Origin of the sequence: Achromobacter sp. K91 (assembly GCF_003576205.1) — a bacterium.
Classification (GTDB): domain Bacteria; phylum Pseudomonadota; class Gammaproteobacteria; order Burkholderiales; family Burkholderiaceae_B; genus Achromobacter; species Achromobacter aegrifaciens.
In genome coordinates, this window is record NZ_QWFB01000060.1 from 69,609 (window position 1) to 95,369 (window position 25,761).

Consider the following 25,761-nt stretch of genomic DNA (forward strand, 5'->3'; position numbering starts at 1 on the left):
ACGCCATGCACAAGCATCCTGCCCTGAATGCGTATCCGCCCGCCGCGGCAGCCGGCGCGGGCTGGCTGCGCTACGCCTCGCCCGCTGCCTTCTATCCGCTGGCCGGCCGCATGATTCCGTGGCTGGCGCTGGGCGCCGCGCTGTTCGCGGCCGCAGGCCTGTATGTGGGGCTGGCCGTCGCCCCCACCGACAGCCAGCAGGGCGAGGTCTACCGCATCCTCTTCATCCATGTCGGGGCGGCCTGGATGTCGATGTTCCTGTATCTGGTCATGGCGCTGTACGCCGCGCTGGGACTGATCTTCAATACCCGCCTGTCGTTCATGATGATGCGGGCGCTGGCTCCCACCGGCGCGCTGTTCACCTTCCTGACCCTGTGGACCGGCGCGCTGTGGGGCAAGCCGACCTGGGGCGCCTGGTGGGTATGGGACGCGCGGCTCACCTCCGAACTGATACTGCTGTTCCTGTACCTGGGTTTCATGGCCTTGCAGGCAGCCGCTGCCGACGACGCGCAGCGCGCCGACCGCGGCGGCGCCATCCTGGTGCTGGCGGGCGTGATCAACGTGCCCATCATCTATTTTTCGGTGCGCTGGTGGAGCACGCTGCATCAGGGCGCATCGATCAATCTCACCACCGCGCCCAGCATGGCCCATATCATGGTGACCGCGATGCTGCTGATGGTGGCGGCGTTCTGGCTCTATAGCGCAGCGGCCGCGCTGGCGCGCGTGCGCGGCATCATTGCCGAGCGCGAGCCGGGTGCGGTCCGCGCGGACCGGACGCGGCGGGAGGCGGCATGAGCTGGCAAGCGCTGTTCTCGCTGCAAGGCCACAGCCCCTATCTGCTGGGCGCGTACGGCGTGACGCTGGCGCTGATCGGCCTGGAAGCGTTGGTGTTATGGCGCCGTAGCCGCGCCCGGCGCGCGGCGCAGAATACCGCCCGCGCTGACGGGACGGCGCGATGAGCCCGCGCAAGCGCCGCGCGCTGGCCATCCTGGGCGGCCTGGGCCTTCTGGCCGCGGCCGCCGCGCTGGTGCTCAATGCGCTGCAATCCAACCTGGTGTTTTTCTTCAGCCCCACGCAGGTGGTGGCCAAGGAAGCGCCCGCCAGCGGCAGCTTCCGCGTCGGCGGCCTGGTGGAGCAAGGGTCGCTGCGCCGCGAGGCCGACGGGCTGACGCTGCGCTTCGTGGTGACGGACACCGCGCACACCGTGCCGGTGACCTACCAGGGACTGCTGCCCGACCTGTTCCGCGAGGGTAAGGGCGTGGTGGTGGCCGGCAAGCTGGGGCCGGACGGCGTGTTCCGCGCCACCGAGGTGCTGGCCAAGCACGACGAGAACTACATGCCGCCCGAGGCCGCCGATGCGCTCAAGCGCGCGGGCGCCGGGCCCAACGCCATGCGCGCGGAGGCGCAATGATTCCCGAGATCGGCCTGTTCAGCCTGATCCTGGCGCTGCTGGTGGCGCTGGCGCAAGGCGTGCTGCCGCTGGTGGGCGCAGCCACCGGCTGGCAGGCGGGGCTGAGGGTGGCGCGGCCCGCCGCCATCGGCCAGTTCGGCCTGACCACCGTGGCCATAGGCTGCCTGGCCTGGGCGTTCGTGGACAACGATTTTTCCGTGCTGTACGTGGCCGCGAATTCGCATGCGGACCTGCCCGCCGCCTATCGCTTCGCGGCGGTGTGGGGCGGACATGAAGGATCGCTGCTGTTGTGGCTGTACCTCCTGACCGCCTGGACCCTGGCCGTGGCGCTGTGCAGCCGCCGCCTGCCCCTGCCCTTCGTCGGCCGTGTGCTGGCGGTGATGGGCTGGATCAGCGTGGGCTTTCTGCTGTTCCTGCTGTTCCTGTCCAACCCCTTCGAGCGCCTGATGCCGCCCGCCATGGCCGGGCGCGACCTGAATCCGCTGTTGCAGGATCCGGGAATGATCGTGCATCCGCCCATGCTGTACATGGGTTACGTCGGGTTCTCCGTGGCCTTCGCCTTCGCCATCGCGGCGCTGCTGTCGGGCGAACTGGACGCCATGTGGGCGCGCTGGGTGCGCCCCTGGACGCTGGCGGCCTGGACCTTCCTGACCATAGGCATACTCCTGGGCAGCGCCTGGGCCTATTACGTGTTGGGCTGGGGCGGATGGTGGTTCTGGGATCCCGTGGAAAATGCCTCCTTCATGCCCTGGCTGGCGGGCACCGCGCTGATCCATTCCCTCATCGTGACCGAAAGGCGCGGCGCTTTCCGCAGCTGGACCGTGCTGCTGGCGATCTGCACGTTTTCGCTCAGCATCCTGGGGACGTTCCTGGTGCGCTCGGGCGTGCTGACCTCCGTCCATGCCTTCGCCGTGGATCCCGGACGCGGCCTGTACATACTGGGATTCATGCTGGTGATCGTGGGTGGATCGCTAGCGCTGTATGCCTGGCGCGCCCCCACGGTAGGCCTGGGCGGCGGATTCTCGCTGCTGTCGCGCGAATCCCTGCTGCTGTCCAACAATGTGGTGCTGACGGTGGCGGCGGGCTCGGTGCTGCTGGGCACGCTATATCCGGTCGTGCTGGACGTGCTGGAGTGGGGCAAGATCTCCATCGGTCCGCCCTATTTCGAAGCCGTGTTCGTGCCGCTGATGACGCCGGCCATTTTCCTGATGGGCGTCGGTCCGGTGGCGCGCTGGAAGCAGGCAGAGCTGCCCGACCTGGGCCGCCGCCTGCGCGTGGCCTTCGCAGTCAGCGTCGCGACCGCGGTGCTGCTGCCGCTGGCCATGCCGGGCCCGGCGCGGCTGGGGTCGCCCATGGTGATGCTGGGGCTGTGGCTGGCCGCCTGGTCGGTCGCCAGCGCCGCGGCGCACGCCTGGCAGCGGCTGACGGACGGCGACGGCCAATGGCTGGGCCGGCTGGGCCGCCAGCCGCGTTCCTGGTACGGCATGCTGCTGGCGCACGCGGGTGTAGGCATCTTCATTGCCGGGGTCACCCTGGCCAACGGCTATGAAGTCAAGCAGGAGCTGCGGATGGAGCTCGGCGCCACCCAGGAAGCGGGCGGCTACGCCTTCACCTTCGCCAGCATTGCCCCGGCTGCCGGGCCGAACTACAGCGCGCAGCGCGCCGTATTCCCGGTGACCCGGGACGGCAAGCCGGTGCTGACGCTGTATCCGGAAAAGCGCCTCTACACGGTGCAGGACATGGCGCTGAGCCAGGCCGACATCGACAGCGGCTTCACCCGCGACCTGTTCGTGGCGCTGGGCGAACCGGTGGGCGACGAGGCCTGGACGGTGCGCCTGCAGGTCAAGCCCTTCATGACCTGGATCTGGACAGGCTGCATCCTGATGGCGCTGGGTGGTCTGCTGGCGGCCGGCGACAAGCGCTACCGCCGCGCCCAGGAACCTGCGCGCGTGCCGCAATCGGCCATGCCCGGCGCCGCGCGACCCACGCGGGAGGGAGCCTGATGCTGCGTTACCTGGTGCCGCTGGCCGCCTTCCTGGCCATGGCCGTGTTCCTGGCGATGGGCCTGTCGCGCGATCCGCGGGCGGTTCCCTCGGCCATGATCGACAAGCCCGCCCCCGCCATCGGCCTGCCCGTGCTGCTGGATCCCGGCAAAAAGCTGGAGGTGCAATCGCTGCGCGGCCAGGTCTGGCTGCTGAATGTGTGGGCGTCCTGGTGCGGGCCATGCAAGGACGAACTGCCGGTGCTGCGCGAAGCCGCCCGGCGCCACGGCATTCCGCTGTACGGCTTGAACTACAAGGACAAGCCGGAAGAAGCCGAAGCCTGGCTGGCGCGCAACGGCAATCCCTACATCGCATCCGCCAGCGACATCGACGGCCGCGTCGGCATCGAATATGGCGTGTACGGCGTGCCCGAGACCTTCGTGATCGACCGCGACGGCCGCATCCGCTACAAGCAGCTGGGCCTGATCACTCCCGAGATCTGGCGCGACCGCATCCAGCCCGCCATCGAGGCGCTGCGATGAAGCGGCCCGCTGCCCTGTCTTGCAGCCTGTTGCGGGCCGCCCTGCGCGCCCTGCTGCTGGCGCTGGCCTTGGCCGCCGCCGCGCGCGCGCAAGTCCACGCTGGCGCCGCGCAGCCCTTGCCGCCTGTCCTGGAACAACGCGCCGACAAGCTGGCCCATGGACTGCGCTGCCTGGTGTGCCAGAACCAGACCCTGGCCGAGTCGAACGCGCCATTGGCCCAGGACATGCGCAAGCTGATCCGCGATCAATTGGCGGATGGCCGCAGCGACGCGCAGATCATGCAGTTCTTCGAAGACCGCTATGGCGACTTCGTGCGCTACGACCCGCCCTTCAAACCCATCACATGGCTGCTGTGGCTGGGACCCTTCGCCCTGCTGGCGCTGGGCTTCGTGGTGCTGGTACGCACCTTGAAGCGCCGCGCCGGCGCGCGCGCCCCCCTGACCGCCGACGAACGCGCGCGCGCGGCGCGCTTCCTGGATACCGGCTCATGACCACACTCTGGATCATCGTGGTGCTCCTGCTGCTGGCGACCCTGCTCTGCCTGGTCCCGCCCTTGCTGCGGCGCGCGCCCGCCGCGCAACCCGAATCCGAGGCCAATGTGCGCGCGTTCTATCTGGCGCAGCGCGAGCAGTTGCGCCGCGACATGGACAACGGCAGCCTCACTGCCGCCGCCGGCATGCGTGCGGAAGAAGAGCTGCAGCGCGACCTGCTGCAGGATCTGGACTTGCGGCGCGGGCGCAGCGCGCCCTGGGCCGGGCAGCGCGCGGGCATCACCGCCGCCTGCCTGCTGACCGTGCTGATCCCGGTGGCGGCCGTGCTGCTGTACGGCCAATTGGGCAACCCGCGAGCGGCGGCCAGCGCCAGCGCGGGCCAGCCCGCCGAACCCCACGCGGCCGATACCGGCACCGACATGACGCTGGCCATCAATACGCTGGCCCAGCGGCTGCGGACTGCGCCCGATGACGCCGACGGCTGGTACATGCTGGCGCGTTCGTATGAAACCCTGGGACGCTATGTCGATGCAGTGGCGGCCTACCAGCAGGTGCTGCGCCTGGTCCCGGGCCAGCCCGCGGTACTGGCCGACCTGGCCGACGCGCTGCTGTCGGCCAACCAGGGCAACCCCGACGAAGCCTCCATCGCGGCAGTGGCGCAAGCCCTCGCCGCACAACCGGACCAGCCCAAGGCCCTGGCCCTGGCCGGCATGATGGCGTTGCGCCGCGGCGACGCCGCCGAGGCGCTGGCGCATTGGGAACGGTTGCAGGCCCAGTTGCCGCCGGACTCGGAAGCCGCGCGGCAGATCCAGTCCAACATCGCGCAGGCGCGCGCCATGGCGGCCGCGCCTGCCAGTACAACTGCCGGCGCATCGACCGCGGCATCCGCGGCTTCGCCCCCCGGATCCGCCCCTGTCTCGGCATCGGCTCCTGCGTCCGCCGGCGCAGCGCCCGCGCCCTCCGCCACCGCCGCCCGCATCAGCGGACGCGCCAGCATCGCCGACGCGCTGCGCGGGCGGGTCCAGCCCTCCGACACCGTGTTCATCCTTGCGCGTCCCGAGGAAGGGTCGCGCATGCCGCTGGCAATCCTGCGCATGCAGGTCTCGGACCTGCCGCGGGATTTCGTGCTGGACGACAGCAGCGCCATGTCGCCGGACGCGACCTTGTCGCGCGCCAGCAAGGTGCGGGTGGAGATCCGCGTCAGCAGGTCCGGCACGGCCGCCGCGCGGCCGGGCGACCTGGGCGGCGCGCTATCCGGCGTCGGCATCCATGCGGATGGACTGGCGCTGGTGGCCGATACCGTCGTGCCCTGAGGCGCACGATACCGGCCGCCTGCGTCCTCAGACCCGCTCGATCCGCGCCGGCAGCCCCTGGCGCACCGCCGCGCCGGACACCCAATCGATCCAGACGTTGGCGTGCTCGCCGCGCGTGGCGTCGCCGAATCCCAGGTCGTTCAGGTTCACGCCCTCGGCCAGCGCCGGATCGTGCGCCATGGGCTTGCCATCCACCACGTGCGCGCGGGCGCCCAACTCAGTGTGGCCGTAGCCGTGCTCGATGCCCACCGCGCCCGGCTGGATGCCGTCGCGCAGCAGCGCCAGCCCGGTCACCGCGCCGCCCGGCGTCACGATGCGCACCGCATCGCCGTTACGGATGCCCAGGCGTTCGCCGTCCTGCCGGTTGATCGATACCGGGTTGTGCGGATGCACCTGGCGCAACCGGTTCACGCCGATGGACATGGAGCTCATCAGGTTGGACTTGAACGAGCTGAGCAGGAAGGGCCAGTCCTGCCGCGTGTATTGCGCGCGCATGTCGCTGCCGTCGGCCAGCCGCGTCGGGTACCAGGTCGGACAGCCGCTGTAGCGCTCGCCCGTCATGGAATGGCGAAAGCCCGCCAGTTCCTCGCTCCAGACCTGCAGCGGCTTGGCATAGGCCATGCGCGTCTGCCGCGTTCCGCCCTCTTCCACCCAGGCATCCTGCACTTTGTCGAAGCGCCCGCCACGGCTCATCACCATGGCTACCTGACGCCATTCGCCCGGTTTGAGCTTCTGCTGCAATAGTGCGCCATAGCGGTCCACGCCGGTGAGCGCCATGTCGTCGTCGCTGGCCTCGGGCACGGGCTTGCCGGCCGCGAAGGCAATGTTGGCGATGCCGCGCAGGAAGAAGTCCTCCGGCGTGTCCAGCGCGTACTTGGCGCCGTCCTTGTCGGAGATGGCGCCCGCGCCGAAGCCCGGCATGCCCAGCCGCTTGGCGCAGGCGATCAGGAAGGTTTCCAGGCAGACCGGCTCATCCGTGGCGGTACGCGCCACGCGCGGCTGCACGGCCGGCCAGCGCACGGTGGACGCCTTGGCCACCACGTCCGCCCAGGGCGCGGAGACGCCCCAGCTTTCGTAGGTCACCGTATCCGGCACGATGTAGTCGGCCAGCGCGTTGGTCTCGTTGATGAAGGGGTTGATCGATACCGACAGCGGCAAGAGGCGCGGATCCTTCATCTTGTCGATGATGACGTTCTTCAGGCCGGCGATGCCGTAGATCGGGTTGCTCATGTGGTTGAACCAGACCTTGGCATGGTACGGATAGCCCGCCAGCGCGGACGCCAGCATTTCCGAGCTGAGCCCGCCGGTGGCCGGATACCAGGGCGCCGCGGCCGGATAGGCCGATTGGCCGGCGGCCTTTTTGCGCTTGAACTCGCTGGACTTCTCGTACGGGAAGCGGTTGCGCGACAGGCCCACGCCCTTGGGCGTGGCGCGGTTGGCAAAGCCCGCGATGTTGTAGCGCGGCCCCTGCCCATAGGGGGGGAACGGACCCGCGTCCAGCACCAGGCCGCCTTCCACGTTGAGGTTGCCCACCAGCGTGTTCAGCATGGCGATGGCATAGGCCGTATAGAAGCCCGAGCCGCTCATGGTGCCTCCGTGCGCATCGGCCACGGCGCGCTTGCCGTAGCTGGTGAAACGCTCGGCCAGCGACGCGATCTTGGCGGCCGGCACGCCGCTCAGTTCCGCGTATTCGTCCAGCGTCTTGCGGCGCGCTTCCTCGCGCAGCAGCGACAGCGAACTGCGCACGCGCAGCGCTTCTGGCGCGCCATCCATGCCGGGCGCGGCGACCGCGTCGTCCACGAACAGCGTGGCGGGCGCGGCCGCGGTGTGCGGCGCCAGCGTGCCGTCTTCCAGGCGCACGACGTACACGTCTTCCCACTTCTCGCCGGCATCGGCCGGACGCGGCCAGCCCAGGTCGGCGCCGCGCAGGAAACTGCCCAGGCGGGGATGGCCGGGTTCCGCCACCACCAGATGGGTGGCGTTGGTCCAGGCCGCCTCGCCCGCGGCCTTCATGGCCGCAGGGCCGGGCTGCGCCAGCGCGCGGGCATCGTAACGTTCGTTGTCCAGGATCCAGCGGATCAGGCCCATGGCCAGACCCAGGTCGCCGGCCGGATTGACCGGCACCCATTCATTGCCCGATCCCGCCGACAGGCTGGACGAGGCAGGCAGCATCGGCGACACGACCACGTACGTAAAGCCAGTCTCTTCCGGCCGCACGCGGGCCTCGGCCAACTGGCGGGCCTGGCGCTGGAACGGGTTGCCGGCCTGCGCCGGCGCCGCGCCGATGAACAGGCCGAAGCGCGCGTTGTCCCAATCCGGCTTGCCGTGGGGCATGCCCTTCAGATCGCCCAGCGCCGCCCCCGCGCCCACGCGGAAGCTCTGGCCGCAATAGGAACCGTGGTTGCTGAAATTCACCGTGCCGAACGATTGCCCGGCAAAGCGCTGGATCAGCGGCGTACGGCCTTCGTTGGACGCGTCGGTGAACAGGAACTGGTTGACCTTGGCGCCATACTCGGGATTCTGCGGATCCAGCGGCGTTTCGCGGTCAAAGATGGCGCGCAGGCCGTCCACCTGGCCTTCGCCAAACAGATCGCCGCCTTCGCAGACTTCCTGAACCAGCTGTTCGAACGAGATGGTCTGCCACTTGCCCTCGCCGCGCTTGCCCACGCGCTTGAGCGGCTGCAGCACGCGGAACGGGCTGTTCATCTGCTCCAGCATGGCCGAACCGCGCGCGCAGGACGTGGCGCGTCCTTCCAGGCCGTTGTCGCCGCCCAGTTGCGCATAGACCTCGCGCACCGGCGCTTCCATCGCGGCCGGCCGGGTCGTGGCCAGCGGATGGTAGGGGTTGCCGGCCACGCGCAGGATGCGGTTTTCCTTCGTGTCCACGCGCAGGCGTACGCCGCACTGGGTCCAGCAGCCCAGGCAGCTGGAGGGGCTGACCGTCTGGCCGGGCTGGGCGCTGAGCACGCCGGTCAAGGGATCGATGCGGAATTCCGGCGTCAGCGAGTTGCCGCGCACGGCATGCGCCGTGGGCACGCCGGCCGTGCCTTGCGCCAGGCCCTTCACGGCCCGGACCACGGTCTCGCCGTAGCCCGCCGCGAACGCCGCCATGCCGCCGGCGACCACGCCGCCGCGCACCATCAGCTTGCGCCGCGCCTCGTCGCGCGGCTGATTGGCGGCCTCGTCCGGCGGGGCACCGCGCTTGTCGTCTTCGTGTTGCTTGTCCATTGCTTTCATTCCATGTTCTTTCGTCTAGGGCCTGCGCACACACAGGCCCGGGCGACGGCGCTCAGGCCGCCACGCCGCGCGTGCGCGCCGGGAACAGTTCCAGGGCGTAGGTCACGGCGGCAACCAGCGCCACACACAGGCCCAGCACGCCCACCATGCCCAGCAAGCCATCGCTGCCCCAGGGCATGTCGTACAGGTAGAGGCCGGCGCCGTACTTCGGCACGCCCTGCACGCTCATGAAGACCACCCAGCGGAAGATCCACGCAGCCGCCAACATGGTCAGTGCCAGCGCCGCTGAAGGCAGCGGCGCGGCCAGCGTGCGCGCCGGGCGCTGCAACAGCGCGATCATGCAGAAGCCGGTCGCCACCGCGCCCGCCAGGCTGACGCGCCAGATCGGGAACTCGGCGAACAGGCGCAGCGCGGCGTCGAACGAAGGGTCCATGCCCAAGAGGCCCAGCAGCGCCCAGGCGCCGGCGCCCAGCGCCATCATCACCACCGCCGTCACGCTCAGGCTGCGCAACAGTTCCACCGGCATGGCCTGCGTGCCGCCCCGCAGCCAGCGGCCCACCAGGAACATGGCTCCCAGCGCGCCCAGCCAGGCGGTCAGCGCAAAGTTCACCGGCAGGAACACCGTGTGCCACAGCGGCCGCGAACGCAGCACCATGACCTCGGCGCCGGTATAGACCAGGATCGACAGCGCCGACACCGCCAGCGCCATGCCCAGCGCGCGCACCCAGCCGATGCGGCCCCACCACCAGGCGGCGCAGAACAGCAGCGCCAAGGTCACGAACACCGGCAGCAGCAAGGCGCCCAGCCACATCCAGGACCAGGGCGTGAAATGCGCGTAGAAGTGCCAGAAGCGGCCCGGCTGGTGCAGGTCCGCCAACAGCGACACGGGTGCGGCGATGGCGCTGACCAGCAGCACCGTCACGGCCGCGGGCAGCAACCGGCGGGCGGGCGAACCCGCGCTGCCAAAGGCCGCGAAAGCGGCGGTCAGCGCAGTGGTGGCGCTGATGCCGATGAGGAAGAAGTACTGCACGGCCCACGGCAGCCAGGCGGCGTCGTAGACCGGGGTCAACAATTCAGAGATCTGCATGGTCATCCCCTTCGATGGCTCAATGACCGCCAGCCAGCCGCACGCCGGCCTGGCCGTCGACCTGATGGACGAACGCATCGGGCAGGCCGATGTAGTAGACGTGGGGATCGGTCTTCATTTCGGGCTTGAGCACCTTGATGTCCTGCTTGTGCTCGACCAGCAGCTTGGAAATGGCGCTGTCGGGATCATTCATGTCGCCGATGACGCGCGCGCCGCCCACGCAGCTTTCCACGCAGGCCGGCAGCAGCCCCGCTTCCAGGCGGTGCTCGCAGAAGGTGCATTTGTCGGCGGTCTGCGTTTCGTGGTTGATGAAGCGGGCGTCGTAGGGACAGGCCTGCACGCAATAGGCGCAGCCCACGCAGCGCTCGTTATCGACCAGCACGATGCCGTCTTCACGCTGGAAGGTGGCCTGCACCGGACAGACGGGCACGCAAGGCGGGTTGTCGCAATGGTTGCAGAGGCGCGGCAGCATCACCATGGAGGCGGGGCCGCCGGCGTCGGGCAGGACTTCGTATTGCAGGACGGTGGTGCGGAACTGCCCGATGGGAGGCAGGTTCTCCATGGAGCAGCTGACCGTACAGGACTGGCAACCGATGCACTTGCGCATGTCGACCACCATTCCGTAGCGCTTGCCCGGCATGCCCGGACGGCGCGGCGGCTGGCCGTTGATGCCGGTGGCCTCGGCGCGGATGGGAATAACGGTGGCCGCGGCCCCCAACCCCAATAAGCCCTTCAGGAAGCCACGTTTACCCGGGAGTGGCGGTTCCGGGGGGCTGGCGGGGGAACTCATAGTGCTTCTCCAAGCGTTAATTCTGTTACGGGAATTAACTTATCACTTGGAGTTATATAGGGACTTGATAAGGATCAAACCGGGGACGGATAAGCGTAAACCCGGAGCCGGTCCGCAACCCAATCCGTCAATCCTCGACCTTGAGCGCCCGGCCCCAGGCGGCCAGCTTGTGCTCGAACGAGGCCGCCGCATGCGCCGGGCTGGTCGACGGCAAATCCATGTATTCCAATGGGACGGCCAGTCCGGGCAGCACGTGGCGGCGGTACATCGCCGCGGCCTTGGCGCCGTTGAAGCAGACCCGGACGATGCCAGGGTGGCGTTCAAGGAAGGTGGCGAAGTCATTGGCGACCAGGGTGTCGCCACGGATATCGGCGTCCAGGCTGCCGGGACGTTCACAGGCCTGCAGCACGTCCCACAAGGCGATGCCGGCAGCCTGCAGGGCCAGCAGGCGCTGTGCATAGTCCAGGCCGGGATCGAAGCCGAAGACGCTGGCCGCGATGGGCCAGAAGGCGTTGCGCGGATGGGCGTAATAACGGCCCTGCCTGAGCGATGCCACGCCGGGCATCGAACCCAGCACCAGCACGCGCGCGCCAGCCCCCGCCACCGGGGCGAAGCCCTGGACCTGATCGTTATTGCCGCCCGCCTGGGCCGTGCGCATGCCGTCTTCCATGCCCAAAGGATACGCCAGCCGCGAGTTCCGCCTCCACTGTCCGATCCATGGAACAGTGCTTATCAATGCCAGGGACTACCGCCGAAGAGGTGGCGCCCTTATCTTATTAATCATGACGGACGGCCCCGCTGGGGCCGCGCAACAGGAAATACGACCATGAAGAAGATCCTCGGACTGCATGCCAGCCCCCGTCCCCACTGGGTGGGCGACGGCTTCCCGGTGCGCTCCATGTTCTCCTACAACGACAAAGGCAAGAACACCAGCCCGTTCCTGCTGCTGGACTACGCCGGACCGGCGCAGTTCGAGCCGGCCGAGCATCCGCGCGGCGTCGGGCAGCATCCGCACCGCGGCTTTGAAACCGTGACCATCGTCTACAGCGGCGAAGTCGAGCACCGCGATTCCACCGGCAACGGCGGCGTCATCGGTCCCGGCGACGTGCAATGGATGACGGCGGCCTCCGGCATCCTGCATGAAGAGTTCCATTCCCACGCCTTCACCCGCAAGGGCGGCGAGCTGGAGATGGTGCAGCTCTGGGTCAACCTGCCCGCCAAGGACAAGATGGCGCCGGCCGGCTACCAGGGCATCCTCGACGCGGACATCCCGACGGTGGACCTGCCGGACGGCGCGGGCAAGCTGCGCGTGATCGCGGGCAACTACGCGGGTCACGCGGGACCGGCGCGCACCTTCACGCCGATGGACGTGTGGGACGTGAGGCTGGCCGCCGGCAAGTCGGCGACCTTCCCCGTCGCCGAAGGCCGCAACAGCATGCTGGTGGTGCTGCGCGGCACGGTGCTGGTCAACGGGGAAACCGTGGCGCGTGATGCGCAGCTGGCGCTGTTCTCCCTGGAGGGCGAGGACATCACCGTCGAAGCCAACAACGACGCGGTGTTCCTGGTGTTGAGCGGCGAGCCCATCGACGAGCCGGTGGTCGGCTACGGCCCCTTCGTGATGAACACGCAGGCGGAAATCGTCGAAGCGATCCAGGACTTCAACGCCGGACGCTACGGCAAGATGCACTGAGGCAACAGGGCCGGCTGGCCTCTCGTCCCGCGCAGCGGGGCGGGACGCTAGGACCGGCCCTGTTCTTGCGCGCCCCGCCGCAAGCGGCCCAGCCTGAGGCCGTCGCGGATGTTCAGTCCGATCAGCGCCAGGTTGGCCGCGCCTGCCGCCAGCTCCAAGACCTGCACCCCGTAGAACACCCCGTCCAGCAAGCCCGCCTGCGCGCGCAGCGCCAGGAACACCGCCGCGGGAACCAGAATCAGCAAACCATTGGCCGCGATGAAGGGCATGCGTTTACGCTTGGCCAACAGCAGCGGATGCCTGCCCTTGCCGCCCATCAGGAAACCGCTGGCGGCGGTCAGCATCATGACGGGCACGAAACCCAACAGCGCATAAGAGATGGCAAGCTTGACCTGGGCCACCGCGGATGCGGCCAGGAACAGTTCGGACGCCACTGTCGAGATCCAAAACGCCGCCAGAAACAGCAGCGTCAACAGGGCGGCAGCGGCATGGATTCTATGTTTCATGATCTTGCTCCGGTGGCGCGGGAACGTGCGCGGCCAGCAGGCCCGCCAGCACCCTCCCCGCCGTTTCCAGTTCAGCGGCGCTGAAGCCGCCGGCCAGTTGGCGCGCGCGCTCCTTCCAGCGCGCGTCGATGGCGCCATAGACGCGCCGCCCCCCATCGGTCAGCTGGTACAGCGGCGAGCGTTTGTGCTGCGGATTGGGGCGGACCTCCACCAGTTGCGCCTCGGACAGCAGGTTCAGCTGCTTCTGCGCGCCCTGGCGTGTCACGCCCATCGCGGCGGCGACCTGCGGCGCGCTCAAAGGCTGCCCTGCCAGCGCCAGGGCGCCCAGCATCTGCCAGCGGGCGCTCGTCAGCGCCTCGGGCGCGACGAAGGCATCGCCCCAGTCAAGCAGCGCGCCGTTCAACTGGAACAAGGTCAGGATCACCCCGGTGAGCCGTTCTTCCTTGGTTGGATTCATTTCTGGCCTCCTGTGCATTGCCAAATTGACAACCAGTTTCCAATATTGGAAACCGGTTGTCAATATACGCTTGCAAGAGGTTTTCTGCGCATGTCGGATAGCCGACGCCAAAATCGGATAGGTCCGGCCTCCTCTGGACGGGTTTTCCACCAGTCCGCCCTGTCCGGCGCAGCTTTACTATCAAAGCCTTCAAGGCCCCGGCAGTGGAGTTTCCCCATGCTCGACACGATGCAGTCCGCCACCAGCACGACTTGGCCGCCGGCCGCGCCGCGGATCGAGTCGGTCCTGGGCCTGCCGGCGCAGCAATTGTTCGCCTCCGGCGATCTGGACGAAGCCCGTTCCATGGTCGGCCGCGTGATGCGTCCGCACCACCTGGGCGTGGTCGGCGCGCTGCAGCGCCTGGACGCCCGCATGCACCACCAGCCGCTGGGCGAGGTCTCTCTGAATCGCCTGCGCTATGGTGCCAACGTCGAAATCCGTCCCGGTCCGCTCGAGGACTTCTTCCTGGTGCAGATGCCGTTGTCGGGCTGCGCCCGCATCAGCAGCGGCCCGCAGCAAGTGGATTCGACGCCCGAGGTCGCGTCGGTCGTCAGCCCGGACGACGACCTGGCCATGCGCTGGGCCGACGACAACGACCAGTTCATGCTGCGCGTGGGCCGCTCGCTGCTGGAACGCACCCTGGTGGGCCATCTGGGCTGTGCGTTGGATCGGCCGCTGCGCTTCCAGCTGGGGTTCCGCTGGCGCGAATGTCCAGCTTGGCGCTGCCTGATGAGCTATCTGCTGGACTGCTCCACCCAGCACGCGAACCTGGCCGAGCACAAACTCATCGTGCATCAGATGGAACAGCTGGTCGCCGCCACCTTGCTGTCAGCCCAGCCCCACAACTACACCGGCGCCCTGCCCGGCCGGCGTGGCGCGGTGCTGCCGCGCCACGTGCGCAGCGTGCAGGACTATTTGCAGGCGCATGCGCACGAACCGGTCACGGCCGAGCAGCTGGCGCGCATCGCCGGCGTCAGCGTGCGCAGCCTGTACGCGGGGTTCAAGGAATTCCTGGGCGTGAGCCCCATGCATTACCTGCGCGACCTGCGCATGGAACGCGCGCATGCGGAACTGATCTCGGGCGAGACCCGCAACATCGCCGGGGTGGCGCTGCGCTGGGGCTTCGCGCACATGGGGCGCTTCAGCGCCGGATATAAGGAACGCTACGGCGTGAGTCCCAGCCAGAGTTTGCGGCGACGCGGGTGAGGCGGCGGCGCTTCAGGGTCGGGCTGGCGCAGCCGGCTTGGCCTTGGCAGAGGAGTCCTGCGCCATGACCTCCCGCGCGATTTGATTGATCCTGGGAGCGGCCTTCATGGCGCCGTCCTTGTGCTGTGTCAGGAATTGACGCGCGTAGTAGCGCTCGAGCTCGCAGGGGTTCGCATTCTTGCCCGTAAAAGCCACGGAGGCGTCTATCAGCTTGCCCGCATGCGCCTGCTCGGCCAAGACGCGCTTGCGCATTGCCTGGGCTTTTCCCGCCGCATCCCGCTGCCGTCCTGTGAACTCAGGCGCGAGGTCAGCTTGGCGCGCAGCACGGCCGAGCCGGCCGGCGGCGAGCCAGATCTGCAGTTTCACCATTGAAGAAAAAACCAGTACAAATGCGTCGGAAAACAGGGAAACCGCCATCACTACGGAGTGATGAACCGGCGGTACGGAATACAGGAACTTTGGGAAACTATGCGACCAATCAGTAACTCCGTTAAAGATGATTTGGAAACACATGCACTTTACGCATTTGGGGGAGCCGTAAGAAATGACATTAAGAACGGCTTCCGTATCGTCCGTTCCGGCGAGCAAATTGCGGCGATTTATTGGTCGGACAATGAAAAGGACAACGATATAGAGATCGCAGTCTGCGAAGGCCGCTTAACAGATCACTACAGCATGATCGACGTCGTTGGTTGGTTGGACAAGCAAAAAGAAAAGTACCCGCGACCCTGCAACGTCCACAAACACGGTAGTAACTGGCCAATTTTCGGCCTTGTCATCGGTCAGACTAAAGACTTCTTGAAGCAGTGCGCACGGCTCCGCAAAGGCCTCTTGCCGAGCGACGAACTGGCAGATATCGAGAGCCGCCGTCCATCTAATGCGCTGCGGGCCGAACTAGCTGCTCTGAGGCCCTCTATGCGCAAGGCGGTAATAGACTTAGTAGCCAGCGCAGGTATCAGCACCGCCCCTTGGCACATCAAGAAAGATGGGTCGCACGCAGTGCGTCCCCGCAGCAATCCTGCGTACTGCTACAACTGGGCATTCGGCGGTGATGAAGAACCCATCGCCGTTTGCCTTTGGTACTCGTCCATGTTCGTCCGGGAGCAAGGAATCTCGATTGAGCAGAACAGTCTTTCCATTGCTGAGCAACTGGAAGCGGTAACCGAGGACGATGAAGAAGAGCCCGAAACGAGGCTCCGCGCCCGAAGTCAAGCCGAGCGCGCACGAAATCTGGCCGCCAAGCTGCGTCTGGCATGGGAAAAGCAGCTTCCTATCCGCGTTATCGTCGTTGATGGCCTAAGAAGACCTGCCGAGTCGCTGGGAAAGCAATCGTCTACGGTTGCGCTCCGAACCTTGGACAGCAATAGCTGGCGTGTTGGAACATTCGATAATGAGACTGGGACGGCCACGATCCTTCGTCTACCCAAACGCGATTTCGAAACGCCAATGATCGTCCAGGAGACGAGTGTGGCGGAGGTCTCAGCACCTGAGACGCCGCGAACAACTGCCCAAGCACAGGCAGATCATGCTCTGCTGCCGCAATCGGAGCGTTACGTCGATCAATACACCGTTCACGCCGAAAGCGGAACAACCAGACGCGAAGTCACTCGGAACGAATACGAAAGAAGCAGGCCTGTACGAGATTCCGTGTTGCGCCGCGCAAGCGGAGCTTGCGAGTATTGTGGGCAACGAGGCTTCCTACTCCCTTCTGGAGCTCTTTTTCTAGAAACGCACCACGTCATTCCTCTAAGCGAAGATGGCCAGGACAATGAGCGAAACGTTATTGCACTCTGTGCCAATGACCATCGAGAGGTGCACTATGGATCACGGGCTAGCGAATTGAGAAAGGCAATGACCGAGCGCCTCACTCTTCTGTATCGTGCACGGGGAGAATCGGCCCAGTAAGCGTTGAATCTTGCGATGGCCACCGAGTGCACACGTAAGCAGCGAACGCTGCCCTCCGCATCGGAAAGGCCATCGCAACCGCAGCACGAACAACAGCAGGTCCTCCCCAAATGCGAAAGCCCCACTAGACTTCGGGCAAGACTGCTGTTCCTCAACCAATCGTCTGGAAAACCCGGGTTAGCACACGTTGTCTCCTTCTAAAACGGTATCCCCAGCTTCACATACAGCTGCGCGCCCTCGGGCCGGTTCTTGACCTTGAAGTCCTGCTGCCATTTGGCCGTAAACAGCCAGCCCTTTTCATTCATGTAGCGCACCGAGGGGCCGAAGCCGAAAGCGCGGGCGCGGCCGGCGGCGCTGTTCGGGCCGCTGTCGTCGGTGACTTGCTGGAAGGCGTAGCCGCCCACCCCCAGCACCCAGCCCTTGCCCACGCCCCAGCCCAGCGCGTAGTCGGCGTGCAGGGCCTGGCCTGAACGCGTATCGGTGGCGGAATTGGTGAAGTTGAAGTCGTACATGACTTTCAGGTCGGCGTTGAAGCCGTCCGGGCTGATGCGGCTCAGGGCGAACACCGGCTGCGCGGTCCAGTAGTTCTTGCCCAGGCTGGACGGGTCCTTGCGGTCGTATTCGCCGGTGGGCGCGTACATGTCCAACCCCACCACGTAGTGTAGGCTTTCGGACGGGTGATAGCCCAGCGCCACGCCCAGCGTCATGTCGCCCAGGCCGGTGCTGCGGTTGCGTTGCCCAGCAGCCTTGGCGGTCACGTCCAGCAGCGGCGCGATGGCGTGGAAGGCCAGCTGGCCGCCCATGACCTGCTGCTGCGTAACCCAGATCAGGCGCGGCGCCAGCACATTGACGTCCACCTTGAAGCCGGGCACCGGCACGCGCTGGCCGTCGTTGCCGCGCAGCGTGTCGTAGCGCGCCCCGCCGGCATAGACCAGCATGTGCACGCCGGGCGGCGGCAGCGCGCCCGACATGAAGTTCTCCAGTCCGTCCGGATAGATACCCAGGCCGCCGCCCTCCGTGGCCTGGGCTCCCGTGCCAGCCAGCGCCAATGCCAAGGCGCCAGCAAGCCGCCGGATTTTCAGGTGTCCGTTCATGTTCCCCTCCTGCCTATTTGTTGTGCGACGAGATAGCCGGAACCGCCCCCCAGGCCGGGGCCCGGGTGGGTGGCGGCGCCGATGTGAAAGAGATTGCGCAGCGGCGTGCGGTGGCCGCGCGCACCCTGGCTTCCGGCGAAGGGCCGCAGCCAGAAGAACTGGTCGGGCGAACACACGCCCGAATAGGGATCGCCGCCCACCAGGTTGCAGTTCAGGCCTTCCAGGTCCGCCGGCGAGTAGGCCCGCCGACCGACGATGCGCCGCGCCAGGCCCGGCATGACCCGTTCCATGCGCGCCTGCACCCGGTCGGCCATCGCCTCGCGCACGGCCTCGTTCCAGCGGCCGTCGGCAGGCGCCGCGATCTCGTCCGCGGCATCGCCCTTGATCCGCGCCGGCAGTTCCTGCATCTGCACCCACAGGATCCAGCCGCCCGGCGGCGCACGCGTCGGGTCGACCGCGACGGGCTGGCCGATGGCCAGCGTGGGGCGCGCGGGCAGCAGGCCGTTGTTGGCCTCGGTCACCGAAGCGCAGACCTGTTCCATGCTCTCGGTCAGATGCACCAGCGGCACGTGGCGCAATTCCGGCGTCAGCCAAACCGGCGGCGCATTCAGCGCGAAATGGATCTGCATGCCGCCGCGGCCGTAGCGATAGCCAGCGGCGCGTTCGCGCACGGCGGGCGGCGCGTCGGGCAGCAACTGGCCGTACAACTGGCCGGGCGTCACATTGCAGACCACCGCTACTGTCGCGCGATATTCGCGTCCGCCCGCCAGCACGCCCACCGCGCGGCGCCGCTTGCCCTGGCCGCTTGTGATGATGCGTTCGACCTCGGCGCCGGTCTGCAGGCGGCCGCCGTGCCGTTCGATGACGGCGGCCAGCGCGTCCACCACGCCGCTGCCGCCGCCCTTGACCACCGGCATGCCGCCGGCCACGACCGCGGCAAAGGTCAGCTTGCCGATCAGCGCGGAACAGGCGTCGTCCGGACCCAGGCCGGTGTGCAGTACCCAGGGCGCGATCAGTGCACGCGCGGCATCAGACTGCAACGCGCGTTCGGACCAGCGGCGAAAGCTCTCCATCGAGTCGGCGGCAAAGGCGGCCAGGCCGTCCATGCCGCGCTTGCGCCATTCGCCGAATAGCAGTTTGAGCATGCCCGCGCCGTAGGGATTCTGGCCCAGCAGGCCGAAGGTCAGCGCCGCGTCCTCGCCGAACAGGCGCTGCGCCATGGCGCCGAAGGCTGCGCCATCGCCGGGCGCCCAGGCATCCAGCCGCCGCGCGCTGTCCGCCACATCCTGCTTCAAGGCCAGGCCCGAGCCGTCGGGCAGCACCAGCCCGGTGGCGTATTCGCCCTGCATGAATTCCAGTCCGGCTTCCTGCAACGCGGGTTTGAGCGCCGCATAGGCGGGACTGCCGACAAACAGCGGATACCAGCAGGACAGCACGTCGTGGCGGTAGCCGGGAAACAGCTCCTCGGTGCGGATGCAGCCACCCAGCCTGTCGTTGCGTTCCAGCACCAGCACGGACTTCCCGCGCTGCGCCAGCAAGGCCGCGCAGACCAGCGAATTCATGCCGCTGCCGACGATGATGACCTGCGCCTCTGACTCCAGGGGCATGATGCGCTCCGATGGGAAAACAGGCCGCCCGGGCCCGTGGACATTGAAAGGAATCGCGTGCGAGCCCTATGCGGCGCTCAACGCAGTGAAGCGCCCTGCATGGAACACCAACGGCGTGGCCGTCACGCTGGCCACGCGCAGCACCCGGCCGAACAGCAGCAGGTGATCGCCCGCGGGGCTTTGCTGGTCGTTGGCGCAGACCAGGGTGGCCACCGCCCCTTCGATGGCGGGCACGCCTTCCGGCACGTCGTGCACGGGCGCTCCCGCGAACTTGTCCGGAACAGAAGAACTGGCAAAACGCAGCGCCAACTCTTCCTGGCCGCAGGCCAGCACGCTGATGGTGAAGTGGCTGCAATCGCGGAACGCCGCCAGGTTGGGCGAATGGTTCACCAGGCTCCACAACACCAGCGGCGGGTCCAGCGACAGCGAAGCGAAGGAGTTGATGGTGAGCCCGACCCGGCGGCCGTCCGGACAGCGCGTGGCGACGATGGCCACACCGGTCGGATAGCTGCCGAGCACGCCGCGCAGGACCTTGGGATGCAGATCGGTGCAGCCCCAGTCCAGGGGCAGGCCCGCTGCGCAATCGGGCTTCATGCCGCCGCCCGCGCCGGCTGCGCCGCGATGAAAGCCTCGCAGGCCGTGGCGTCGCCCCACCAGGGGTACAGCGACGGCGGATGGTTGAAGCCGTTGGCGATGGTGCTGGCGATCGCCGGCGTGTGGTCCGCGGCCTGCAGCAATTTGAGCAGGTGCGGCGCCGGCGGCAGCAGCATGGAGTTGGTCCATTCCACCACCGCGCCTGCGTAGTCCCAGAAGCGTTCGAAGGTGCGCTGCATCCATTCGGCCGTGAACGTAGCGTCGCCATGCGCCAGAATGGCGTCCAGGTACACGGCGCAGGCCTTGGTGGCGTTGTTCGAGCCCTGCCCCGTGATAGGGTCGTTGGTCACCACCGCATCGCCCAGGCCGAACACCAGCCGGCCCGACGGCAGGGTCAGCACCGGCTTGCGCACCGTGGGCGCGAAGCTGCCGGCCAGGATGCCGTTGGCGTCGGTCAGCTCCACCGCGCTGCAGCGCTCGGCCTCCCAGGGCAGATAGCTGTGCAGGATATGCAGGCTTTGCGCCAGATGCTCCTGCGGCGACTTGATGTCGCGCCAGCAATCCATCGGCCCGCCAGGCACGCCCTCGAACACCATGATCTCGCAGGGACCGCTGATGGTCAGCGCCGGGAACACGAAGTACTCGCCCACGCCCGGAATCAGGTTGAAGGCGACGCGAGAATGATCCGGCGCCGGGCGCATGCCGTGCACATAGGTCAGCGCCAGCGCGCGCTGCGGCCGGTCGAAGCGCGACCGCAGCGCATCGCGCTCGAACAGCTTGACCACCTCGCCCTTGCCCGCGGCCAGCAGCACCAGGTCATGCGAGGCGGCCAGCAGTTCAAGTTCGGCCACGCCGCCGTCCTGGATCAGCAGCCGGCCGCCGCGTGCCGCGAACAGCTCCATCCAGGCCGGCATCTTGATGCGCTGGTCCACCGCCTGCGCGGGCCGGTCCAGGCGCGCCACCCAATCGATCAGCTTGTGGCCGGGCCGCTCCGGATGCGGGATCGCCAGGCCGATGCCGTCGACGGTCGGGCATTCCGCCTCCCACTGATTCAGGCCCAGGTCACGCTCGACCTGCAGCGAAGCATCGAACATGCACTGGCTGGACATCACTTTGCCGCGGCGGATGTCGTCCGGTTCGCGGTTGGTGACGACGGTCACCTCATAACCTTTTTCCAGCAGTCCCAACGCCAGGGGCAGGCCGGCCTGCCCTCCACCCACGATCGCGATTCGACGCATGTTTTTTCTCCTTTGTTTGGCTAGGCGGCCAGGCGCGGAATCGCGGGCTTGGCCTGTTCGGGACCCATGGCGGAATAGCCGCCATCCACCGCGTAGTCGGCGCCGGTGACGAAGCTGGCATAGTCTGAAAGCAGGAAGGCGACCACCTCGGCCACTTCGGCCGGATCGCCGGCGCGGCCCAGCAGGTGGTAGTCCGCGGCCACCCGGTCGGTCTTGGCGCGGTCGCCCTGCGTCAGCTCGTCCATCACGCGCGACCAGGTCCAGCCTGGCGACACGGAGTTGACGCGGATGCCGTCGGCGGCATAGTCCATCGCCATGTTGCGGGTGACTTGCAGCAGCGCCGCCTTGGACACCGGATAGAGCCAGCGCCCGGTCTGCGCGACGCGCGACGAAATGCTGGTGAAATTGACGATGGCCCCGCCGCCAGCGGCCAGCAGATGGGGATGGACCGCGCGCGCGGCCATCACGGCGCTGACCACGTTCACGTCGAGCGCGCGCAGCCAATCGGCGCGGCCCGATGCGGCGCCGTCGTCCAGATAGGTCGCGGCCAGGTTGACCAGGAAATCGATGCGGCCAAAATGCGCCGCGGCGTCGGCCACGCCGCGCTCCAGTTGCGCGTCGTCGGCAATGTCCACCGGCCAGAAGCGCGTGCCGGCCGGATCGGCCGCGGCCACGCGTTCGCCGCCGGCCGCGTCGATATCGAACAGCGCCACACGCATGCCGTAGGCGCGCAGCGTGGCGACCACGCCCGCGCCGATCAGCGTGGCGCCGCCGGTCACGATGGCCACTTTATTGTCCAGACCCTTCATCGCATCACCTCGCCGTTGGCTGATTGAGTGAGGCGAATACTGGCGTGGCGCGCCTGGCCCGCGTTAGCCGGATCCGGCCGACGCTATCCGCAAACTGCGCTTATTCGAGGCAAGCTTGCGCCAGGTCCAACAGGCGTGTCCGGAAAATGCGCCGGCTGTCCGTTCCCTGCGGATGCCGGCTACGCCGCTGGCCGGGCTCGGCCCGTCTTGCGCGAGGTCCGCGCGTGCTCCTTGATCAGGCGCACGAAGCGCTGCACCTGGCGGCTGGGGCGCTCGAAGCGCGAACGCACCAGGCTCAGCGACAGCGGGATGGACTCGCGCAGCGGCCGCGTCACCACGCCGGGCCAACCCTGCTGCCCGACCGAGAACTCGTCGACGATGGCCACGCCCGCGCCGACCCGGACCAGGGCGCAGGCCAGCTCGGCGCGCACGATTTCCACGGCCGGATTCCAGCTGACGCCGGCGCGCTGGAAGGCCGCGGCCACCAACTGCCCGAACGGGATGTTGCGGTTGTAGAGGATCAGCCGGCACCCGGCCAGCTCGGCCAGGCTGACTGCCCGCCTTGCGGCCAGCGGATGGCCTTGCGGCAGGATGCAGACCATCTCGCCCGTGGCCAGCGGCTCCACGACCAGATTGGGATGGTCTATCGGCAGCACCGACACGGCCAGTTCCGCCTTGCGTCCCAACAGCTCATGCGCCATGTCGGACAGCAGCGTGGTGTGGAACTTGAGCCTGACGTTGGGATAGAGCTCCATGTACTGCGCGATCACCGGCGGCACGAAGTTCAGCGCCAGGCTGGGGCTGGAACACAGGGTCAACGCGCCCTCCGGCCGCTCGGCCAGGTCGCGGGCCAGTTCGTCGATGCGCAGGGCCTCGTCGAACAGCGGTCCCACTTCCTGGAACAGGCGCTGCGCTTCAGGGGTGGGCGTGAGCTTGCCCTTGTCGCGCTCGAACAGCTGCAGGCCCAGGCTTTGCTCGGTATGGGCGATGAGACGGCTGACCGCGGGCTGCGACACGAACAGCAGCTTGGCCGCGCCATTCATGGAACCGGTCAGCATCACCGCCCGGAACGCTTCCATCTGCCTGAGTTTGAATCGCATGGCTGACCCGATAATCGTTTGTTATAACCCCTGGCCAACTTAGCATAAGCGCTGAAATGGCGCTTTCATTAGCATCCCAGATGGCTCCTGGCGCGCTTTCCAGGACGATTCGATAAAGGGAATGCATGACTCTCACAGTAGGATTCGTGGGCCTGGGCATGATGGGTCTGCCCATGCTGGAAAACCTCGCCCGCGGCGAGGAGCGCTACAACATCCTGGCGTATGACCGCGATCCCGCGCGCTTGGAGCGCCTGGCCGGGCACCCCGCCTGGAACCAGACGCTCAGGCCGGCCGCCGGCCTATCGGCGCTGGCCGCCTGCGACGTGGTCATCACCATGCTGCCCGACAGCGCCATCACCAACGCGGTGATCGAAGGCGAGCATGGACTGGCAAGCGTGATGCGCCCAGGCTCCGTGCTGCTGGACATGGGTTCGTCCAACCCGGCCGAAACGCTGCGGCTGGCGCCGCTATTGCGCGCGGCGGGCGTGACGCTCATCGACGCGCCGGTGTCGGGCGCGGTGGCCAAGGCGGCCGCTGGCACGCTGGCCATCATGGTGGGCGCCGATGCCGACGGCCTGGCGCGGGTGCGTCCCCTGCTCTCGCGCATGGGCGCGTCCCTCATCCACACCGGCGCCGTGGGCTCCGCCCATGCGATGAAGGCGCTGAACAACTACGTCTACGCGGCCGGCCTGCTGGCGGCCAGCGAAGCGCTCTTGATCGCGCAGCGCATGGACCTGGACCTGGAAGTGTTCACCGATGTGCTCAACGCCTCCAGCGGCCGCAACGTCGCCACCGAAACCAAGCTGCGCCAGTTCATCGTGCCCGGCACCTACAACGGTGGCTTTGCCCTGGCGCTGATGGCCAAGGACCTGCGCACCGCCGATGCGCTGCAGGCCCTGGCCGGCGTTCCGGCCTCGCAGCTGTCGCTGTGCACGGCGCTATGGCAGCGCGCGCTTGCAGACATGCCGGCCGGCGTGGACAACACCGAGATCCACCGCTATCTGCAGCGCCTGGAAACCCCGGCTCCCGCGTGAAGCGCCGGACGCCAACGATAACGAGATCCACAGGAGACAAGCATGAAACGATCCGCCGCCGCGACTGCGCTGGCGCTGGTGCTGGGCGCGCCGCTCGCGCCCGCCGGCGCCGCGGGCTACCCCGACCATCCCATCCGCATGGTCGTACCCTTCCCGCCAGGCAGCATCACCGACGTGGTGGCCCGCAGCCTGGGCAAAGCCATGGCCGACGATCTTGGCCAGCCGGTAGTGGTGGAAAACAAGCCCGGCGCCAACGGCATCATCGGCACCCATGACGTGGCCCGCGCCAAGCCCGACGGCTACACCCTGGTGGTGGTGGGCGTGTCCACGGCGGCCAGCGGCGTGAGCCTGTTCAAGGACCTGCCCTACAACCCCGCCACCGACCTCGCGCCCATCGGCGCCGTCGCCGAAACGCCCTATCTGCTGGTGGGTTCGCCGCGCATGCCGGGCAGCAAGGTATCCGATCTGTTTGCCTATGGCGCGCAGCATCCCGGCAAGCTGACCTATGCCTACGGCTCGGGCAGCGCGCAGGTGTTCGGCGCCAAGCTGGCGTCCATGGGCAAGATCAACGTTACGCCGGTGCCCTACCGCGGCGGTCCGCAGGCGCTCACCGACGTCATCGGCGGCACCGTCGACCTCACCTTCACCGATCTGGCCAATGGCCTACAGCAGGCGCGCGCCGGCAAGGTCAAGACCTACGGGGTCAGCACTCCCGAACGCTTTCCGCTGGCGCCGGACATCCCCACGCTCAATGAAACCGGCGCCGCCGGCTTCGATCTGACCGTGTGGTTCGGCTTGATGGGTCCGGCCGGCCTGCCCGCGCCCGTGGTGGAACGCCTGTCGCAATCGCTGGGCAAGGCCCTGGCCAACGGCGAACTCAAGCAGACCTATGAGCGCCAGGGCCTGACCGTCAAGCAGCAGACCCCGGCCGAATTCGGCGGCTTCGTACGCGCCGAGATCGACAAATGGGCGGCCATCGTCAAGGAAACCGGCATTCCGCCGCAATAGAACCTCCTCTTTCAACTGCTACCAGGAATTCCCCGCATGTCGCTGATCGATATCCGCAAACGCTGCCTCATCCTCGAGACCACCTACCACGAGAACGGCCCGGCGCCCGAGAGGCCACTCAAGCTGGCGGCGTCCTGCGCCGTCATCCGCAATCCCTACGCCGGCCGCTACGAGCCGGATCTGATGCCCTTCATGGCCGAACTGCGCAGCCTGGGCACGCTGCTGGCGACCGAGCTGGTCGAGACGCTGGGCGGCAAGGAGCAGATCGAGGTCTACAGCAAGGCCGCCATCGTCGGCCTGGACGGTGAAATGGAGCACGGCGCGGTCTGGCACGAGGCCGGCGGCTGGGCCATGCGCAGCGTGCTGGGCGAACCCCGCGCCATGGTGCCCGCCGTCAAGGCCGTGGCCGTGGCCGGCTACCGCATGATGGTGCCGGTGCACTACATCCACGCTTCGTATGTGCGCAGCCACTTCAACAGCATCGAGATCGGCATCCAGGATGCGCCGCGCGCCAACGAGATCCTGTTCGCCCTGGTCATGGGCACGGGCGGCCGGGTGCATTCGCGGCTGGGCGGGCTGACCAAGGAAGCCGTGTCCGTGCACGACGGACAGCGGTAGGGAG

General features: G+C 67.7%; 26 protein-coding genes. 13 read left to right on the top strand and 13 right to left on the bottom strand.

The genetic code is table 11. The features are described from left to right. Positions 1 to 5: 5 nt before the first annotated feature. The 7 genes from ccmC to ccmI are packed head-to-tail and all read left to right on the top strand — an operon-like array spanning position 6 to position 5,738. Positions 6 to 794, top strand: coding sequence for a heme ABC transporter permease CcmC (gene ccmC, locus DXK93_RS28055; protein ID WP_118933960.1), 789 nt, complete (start codon positions 6 to 8; stop codon positions 792 to 794). Beyond that, positions 791 to 958, top strand: a complete 168-nt coding sequence (ccmD, locus tag DXK93_RS28060; RefSeq protein WP_054459202.1) for a heme exporter protein CcmD — start codon at positions 791 to 793, stop codon at positions 956 to 958. The genes ccmC and ccmD overlap by 4 nt, the downstream gene beginning before the upstream one ends. Next, complete coding sequence (gene ccmE / locus DXK93_RS28065; RefSeq protein ID WP_054459201.1) at positions 955 to 1,410, top strand: cytochrome c maturation protein CcmE; 456 nt, start codon at positions 955 to 957, stop codon at positions 1,408 to 1,410. Before ccmD ends, ccmE begins: the two co-directional genes overlap by 4 nt. Beyond that, complete coding sequence (locus DXK93_RS28070; protein WP_119451822.1) at positions 1,407 to 3,413, top strand: heme lyase CcmF/NrfE family subunit; 2,007 nt, start codon at positions 1,407 to 1,409, stop codon at positions 3,411 to 3,413. Before ccmE ends, DXK93_RS28070 begins: the two co-directional genes overlap by 4 nt. Further along, positions 3,413 to 3,934, top strand: a complete 522-nt coding sequence (locus tag DXK93_RS28075) for a DsbE family thiol:disulfide interchange protein (RefSeq protein ID WP_054459197.1) — start codon at positions 3,413 to 3,415, stop codon at positions 3,932 to 3,934. Before DXK93_RS28070 ends, DXK93_RS28075 begins: the two co-directional genes overlap by 1 nt. Then, positions 3,931 to 4,425: a cytochrome c-type biogenesis protein gene (locus DXK93_RS28080; RefSeq protein ID WP_082401352.1), complete on the top strand. Its 495-nt coding sequence runs from the start codon at positions 3,931 to 3,933 to the stop codon at positions 4,423 to 4,425. The genes DXK93_RS28075 and DXK93_RS28080 overlap by 4 nt, the downstream gene beginning before the upstream one ends. Continuing rightward, entirely contained in the window at positions 4,422 to 5,738 is a 1,317-nt protein-coding gene (gene ccmI, locus DXK93_RS28085) for a c-type cytochrome biogenesis protein CcmI (protein WP_119451823.1), read from the top strand. Before DXK93_RS28080 ends, ccmI begins: the two co-directional genes overlap by 4 nt. Before the next feature lie 27 nt (positions 5,739 to 5,765). Here the strand turns inward: ccmI and DXK93_RS28090 are convergent, their stop codons facing one another. From DXK93_RS28090 to DXK93_RS28105, 4 genes are all read right to left on the bottom strand, one after another. Beyond that, on the bottom strand, positions 5,766 to 8,966 hold the full coding sequence (locus DXK93_RS28090) for a tetrathionate reductase subunit A (protein WP_199728343.1): 3,201 nt from the start codon (positions 8,964 to 8,966) through the stop codon (positions 5,766 to 5,768). Positions 8,967 to 9,027: 61 nt separating this feature from the next. Beyond that, positions 9,028 to 10,062 carry an NrfD/PsrC family molybdoenzyme membrane anchor subunit gene (gene nrfD, locus DXK93_RS28095; protein WP_054459218.1) on the bottom strand — a complete coding sequence of 345 codons (1,035 nt, stop codon included), beginning with the start codon at positions 10,060 to 10,062 and terminating at the stop codon, positions 9,028 to 9,030. Between the two features lie 19 nt (positions 10,063 to 10,081). Next, the gene (gene dsrO, locus DXK93_RS28100; protein WP_119451824.1) at positions 10,082 to 10,852 is read right to left on the bottom strand and encodes a sulfate reduction electron transfer complex DsrMKJOP subunit DsrO; all 771 of its coding nucleotides are present in this window, start codon (positions 10,850 to 10,852) and stop codon (positions 10,082 to 10,084) included. 127 nt (positions 10,853 to 10,979) lie between these two features. Next, a complete protein-coding gene (locus tag DXK93_RS28105) occupies positions 10,980 to 11,510 on the bottom strand; it encodes a DNA-deoxyinosine glycosylase (protein WP_119451840.1) in 531 nt (176 codons plus the stop codon). 168 nt (positions 11,511 to 11,678) lie between these two features. On the opposite strand from DXK93_RS28105, the gene DXK93_RS28110 reads away from it, so the two are divergent. Beyond that, positions 11,679 to 12,542, top strand: coding sequence for a pirin family protein (locus tag DXK93_RS28110; RefSeq protein WP_119451825.1), 864 nt, complete (start codon positions 11,679 to 11,681; stop codon positions 12,540 to 12,542). 47 nt (positions 12,543 to 12,589) lie between these two features. Here the strand turns inward: DXK93_RS28110 and DXK93_RS28115 are convergent, their stop codons facing one another. Further along, positions 12,590 to 13,048, bottom strand: coding sequence for a hypothetical protein (locus DXK93_RS28115; protein WP_199728344.1), 459 nt, complete (start codon positions 13,046 to 13,048; stop codon positions 12,590 to 12,592). Beyond that, positions 13,038 to 13,505, bottom strand: a complete 468-nt coding sequence (locus DXK93_RS28120) for a MarR family winged helix-turn-helix transcriptional regulator (protein WP_054459184.1) — start codon at positions 13,503 to 13,505, stop codon at positions 13,038 to 13,040. The genes DXK93_RS28115 and DXK93_RS28120 overlap by 11 nt, the downstream gene beginning before the upstream one ends. Positions 13,506 to 13,721: 216 nt before the next feature. Here DXK93_RS28120 and DXK93_RS28125 point away from each other — a divergent pair, with 216 nt between their 5' ends. Beyond that, complete coding sequence (locus tag DXK93_RS28125) at positions 13,722 to 14,750, top strand: AraC family transcriptional regulator (protein WP_119451826.1); 1,029 nt, start codon at positions 13,722 to 13,724, stop codon at positions 14,748 to 14,750. 12 nt (positions 14,751 to 14,762) lie between these two features. Here the strand turns inward: DXK93_RS28125 and DXK93_RS28130 are convergent, their stop codons facing one another. Further along, complete coding sequence (locus DXK93_RS28130) at positions 14,763 to 15,167, bottom strand: hypothetical protein (RefSeq protein WP_119451827.1); 405 nt, start codon at positions 15,165 to 15,167, stop codon at positions 14,763 to 14,765. 51 nt (positions 15,168 to 15,218) lie between these two features. On the opposite strand from DXK93_RS28130, the gene DXK93_RS28135 reads away from it, so the two are divergent. After that, the gene (locus DXK93_RS28135; RefSeq protein WP_158598583.1) at positions 15,219 to 16,655 is read left to right on the top strand and encodes an HNH endonuclease; all 1,437 of its coding nucleotides are present in this window, start codon (positions 15,219 to 15,221) and stop codon (positions 16,653 to 16,655) included. Between the two features lie 197 nt (positions 16,656 to 16,852). On the opposite strand, the gene DXK93_RS28140 is transcribed toward DXK93_RS28135, so the two are convergent. From DXK93_RS28140 to DXK93_RS28165, 6 genes are all read right to left on the bottom strand, one after another. Continuing rightward, on the bottom strand, positions 16,853 to 17,749 hold the full coding sequence (locus tag DXK93_RS28140) for a transporter (RefSeq protein WP_054459177.1): 897 nt from the start codon (positions 17,747 to 17,749) through the stop codon (positions 16,853 to 16,855). Further along, positions 17,746 to 19,356 carry an NAD(P)/FAD-dependent oxidoreductase gene (locus tag DXK93_RS28145; RefSeq protein WP_119451829.1) on the bottom strand — a complete coding sequence of 537 codons (1,611 nt, stop codon included), beginning with the start codon at positions 19,354 to 19,356 and terminating at the stop codon, positions 17,746 to 17,748. The genes DXK93_RS28140 and DXK93_RS28145 overlap by 4 nt, the downstream gene beginning before the upstream one ends. A 66-nt stretch (positions 19,357 to 19,422) precedes the next feature. Further along, positions 19,423 to 19,950, bottom strand: a complete 528-nt coding sequence (locus tag DXK93_RS28150; protein WP_054459173.1) for a flavin reductase family protein — start codon at positions 19,948 to 19,950, stop codon at positions 19,423 to 19,425. Then, positions 19,947 to 21,188: a styrene monooxygenase/indole monooxygenase family protein gene (locus tag DXK93_RS28155; RefSeq protein ID WP_054459171.1), complete on the bottom strand. Its 1,242-nt coding sequence runs from the start codon at positions 21,186 to 21,188 to the stop codon at positions 19,947 to 19,949. The genes DXK93_RS28150 and DXK93_RS28155 overlap by 4 nt, the downstream gene beginning before the upstream one ends. Before the next feature lie 20 nt (positions 21,189 to 21,208). Beyond that, positions 21,209 to 21,997 (bottom strand): SDR family oxidoreductase, encoded by a 789-nt coding sequence (locus tag DXK93_RS28160; RefSeq protein ID WP_119451830.1) that lies wholly within the window; start codon positions 21,995 to 21,997, stop codon positions 21,209 to 21,211. Between the two features lie 179 nt (positions 21,998 to 22,176). Further along, positions 22,177 to 23,097: a LysR family transcriptional regulator gene (locus tag DXK93_RS28165; RefSeq protein WP_119451831.1), complete on the bottom strand. Its 921-nt coding sequence runs from the start codon at positions 23,095 to 23,097 to the stop codon at positions 22,177 to 22,179. 125 nt (positions 23,098 to 23,222) lie between these two features. Between DXK93_RS28165 and DXK93_RS28170 the strand changes: the two genes are divergently transcribed. Genes DXK93_RS28170 through DXK93_RS28180 form a run of 3 tightly spaced genes read left to right on the top strand, consistent with a single transcriptional unit; the run spans position 23,223 to position 25,757 of the window. Next, positions 23,223 to 24,131 (top strand): NAD(P)-dependent oxidoreductase, encoded by a 909-nt coding sequence (locus DXK93_RS28170; protein WP_054459162.1) that lies wholly within the window; start codon positions 23,223 to 23,225, stop codon positions 24,129 to 24,131. A 42-nt stretch (positions 24,132 to 24,173) separates the two neighbouring features. Beyond that, positions 24,174 to 25,139 (top strand): tripartite tricarboxylate transporter substrate binding protein, encoded by a 966-nt coding sequence (locus tag DXK93_RS28175; RefSeq protein WP_175214416.1) that lies wholly within the window; start codon positions 24,174 to 24,176, stop codon positions 25,137 to 25,139. 36 nt (positions 25,140 to 25,175) lie between these two features. Next, a complete protein-coding gene (locus DXK93_RS28180; protein ID WP_119451832.1) occupies positions 25,176 to 25,757 on the top strand; it encodes an amino acid synthesis family protein in 582 nt (193 codons plus the stop codon). The last annotated feature ends 4 nt before the right edge of the window (positions 25,758 to 25,761 follow it).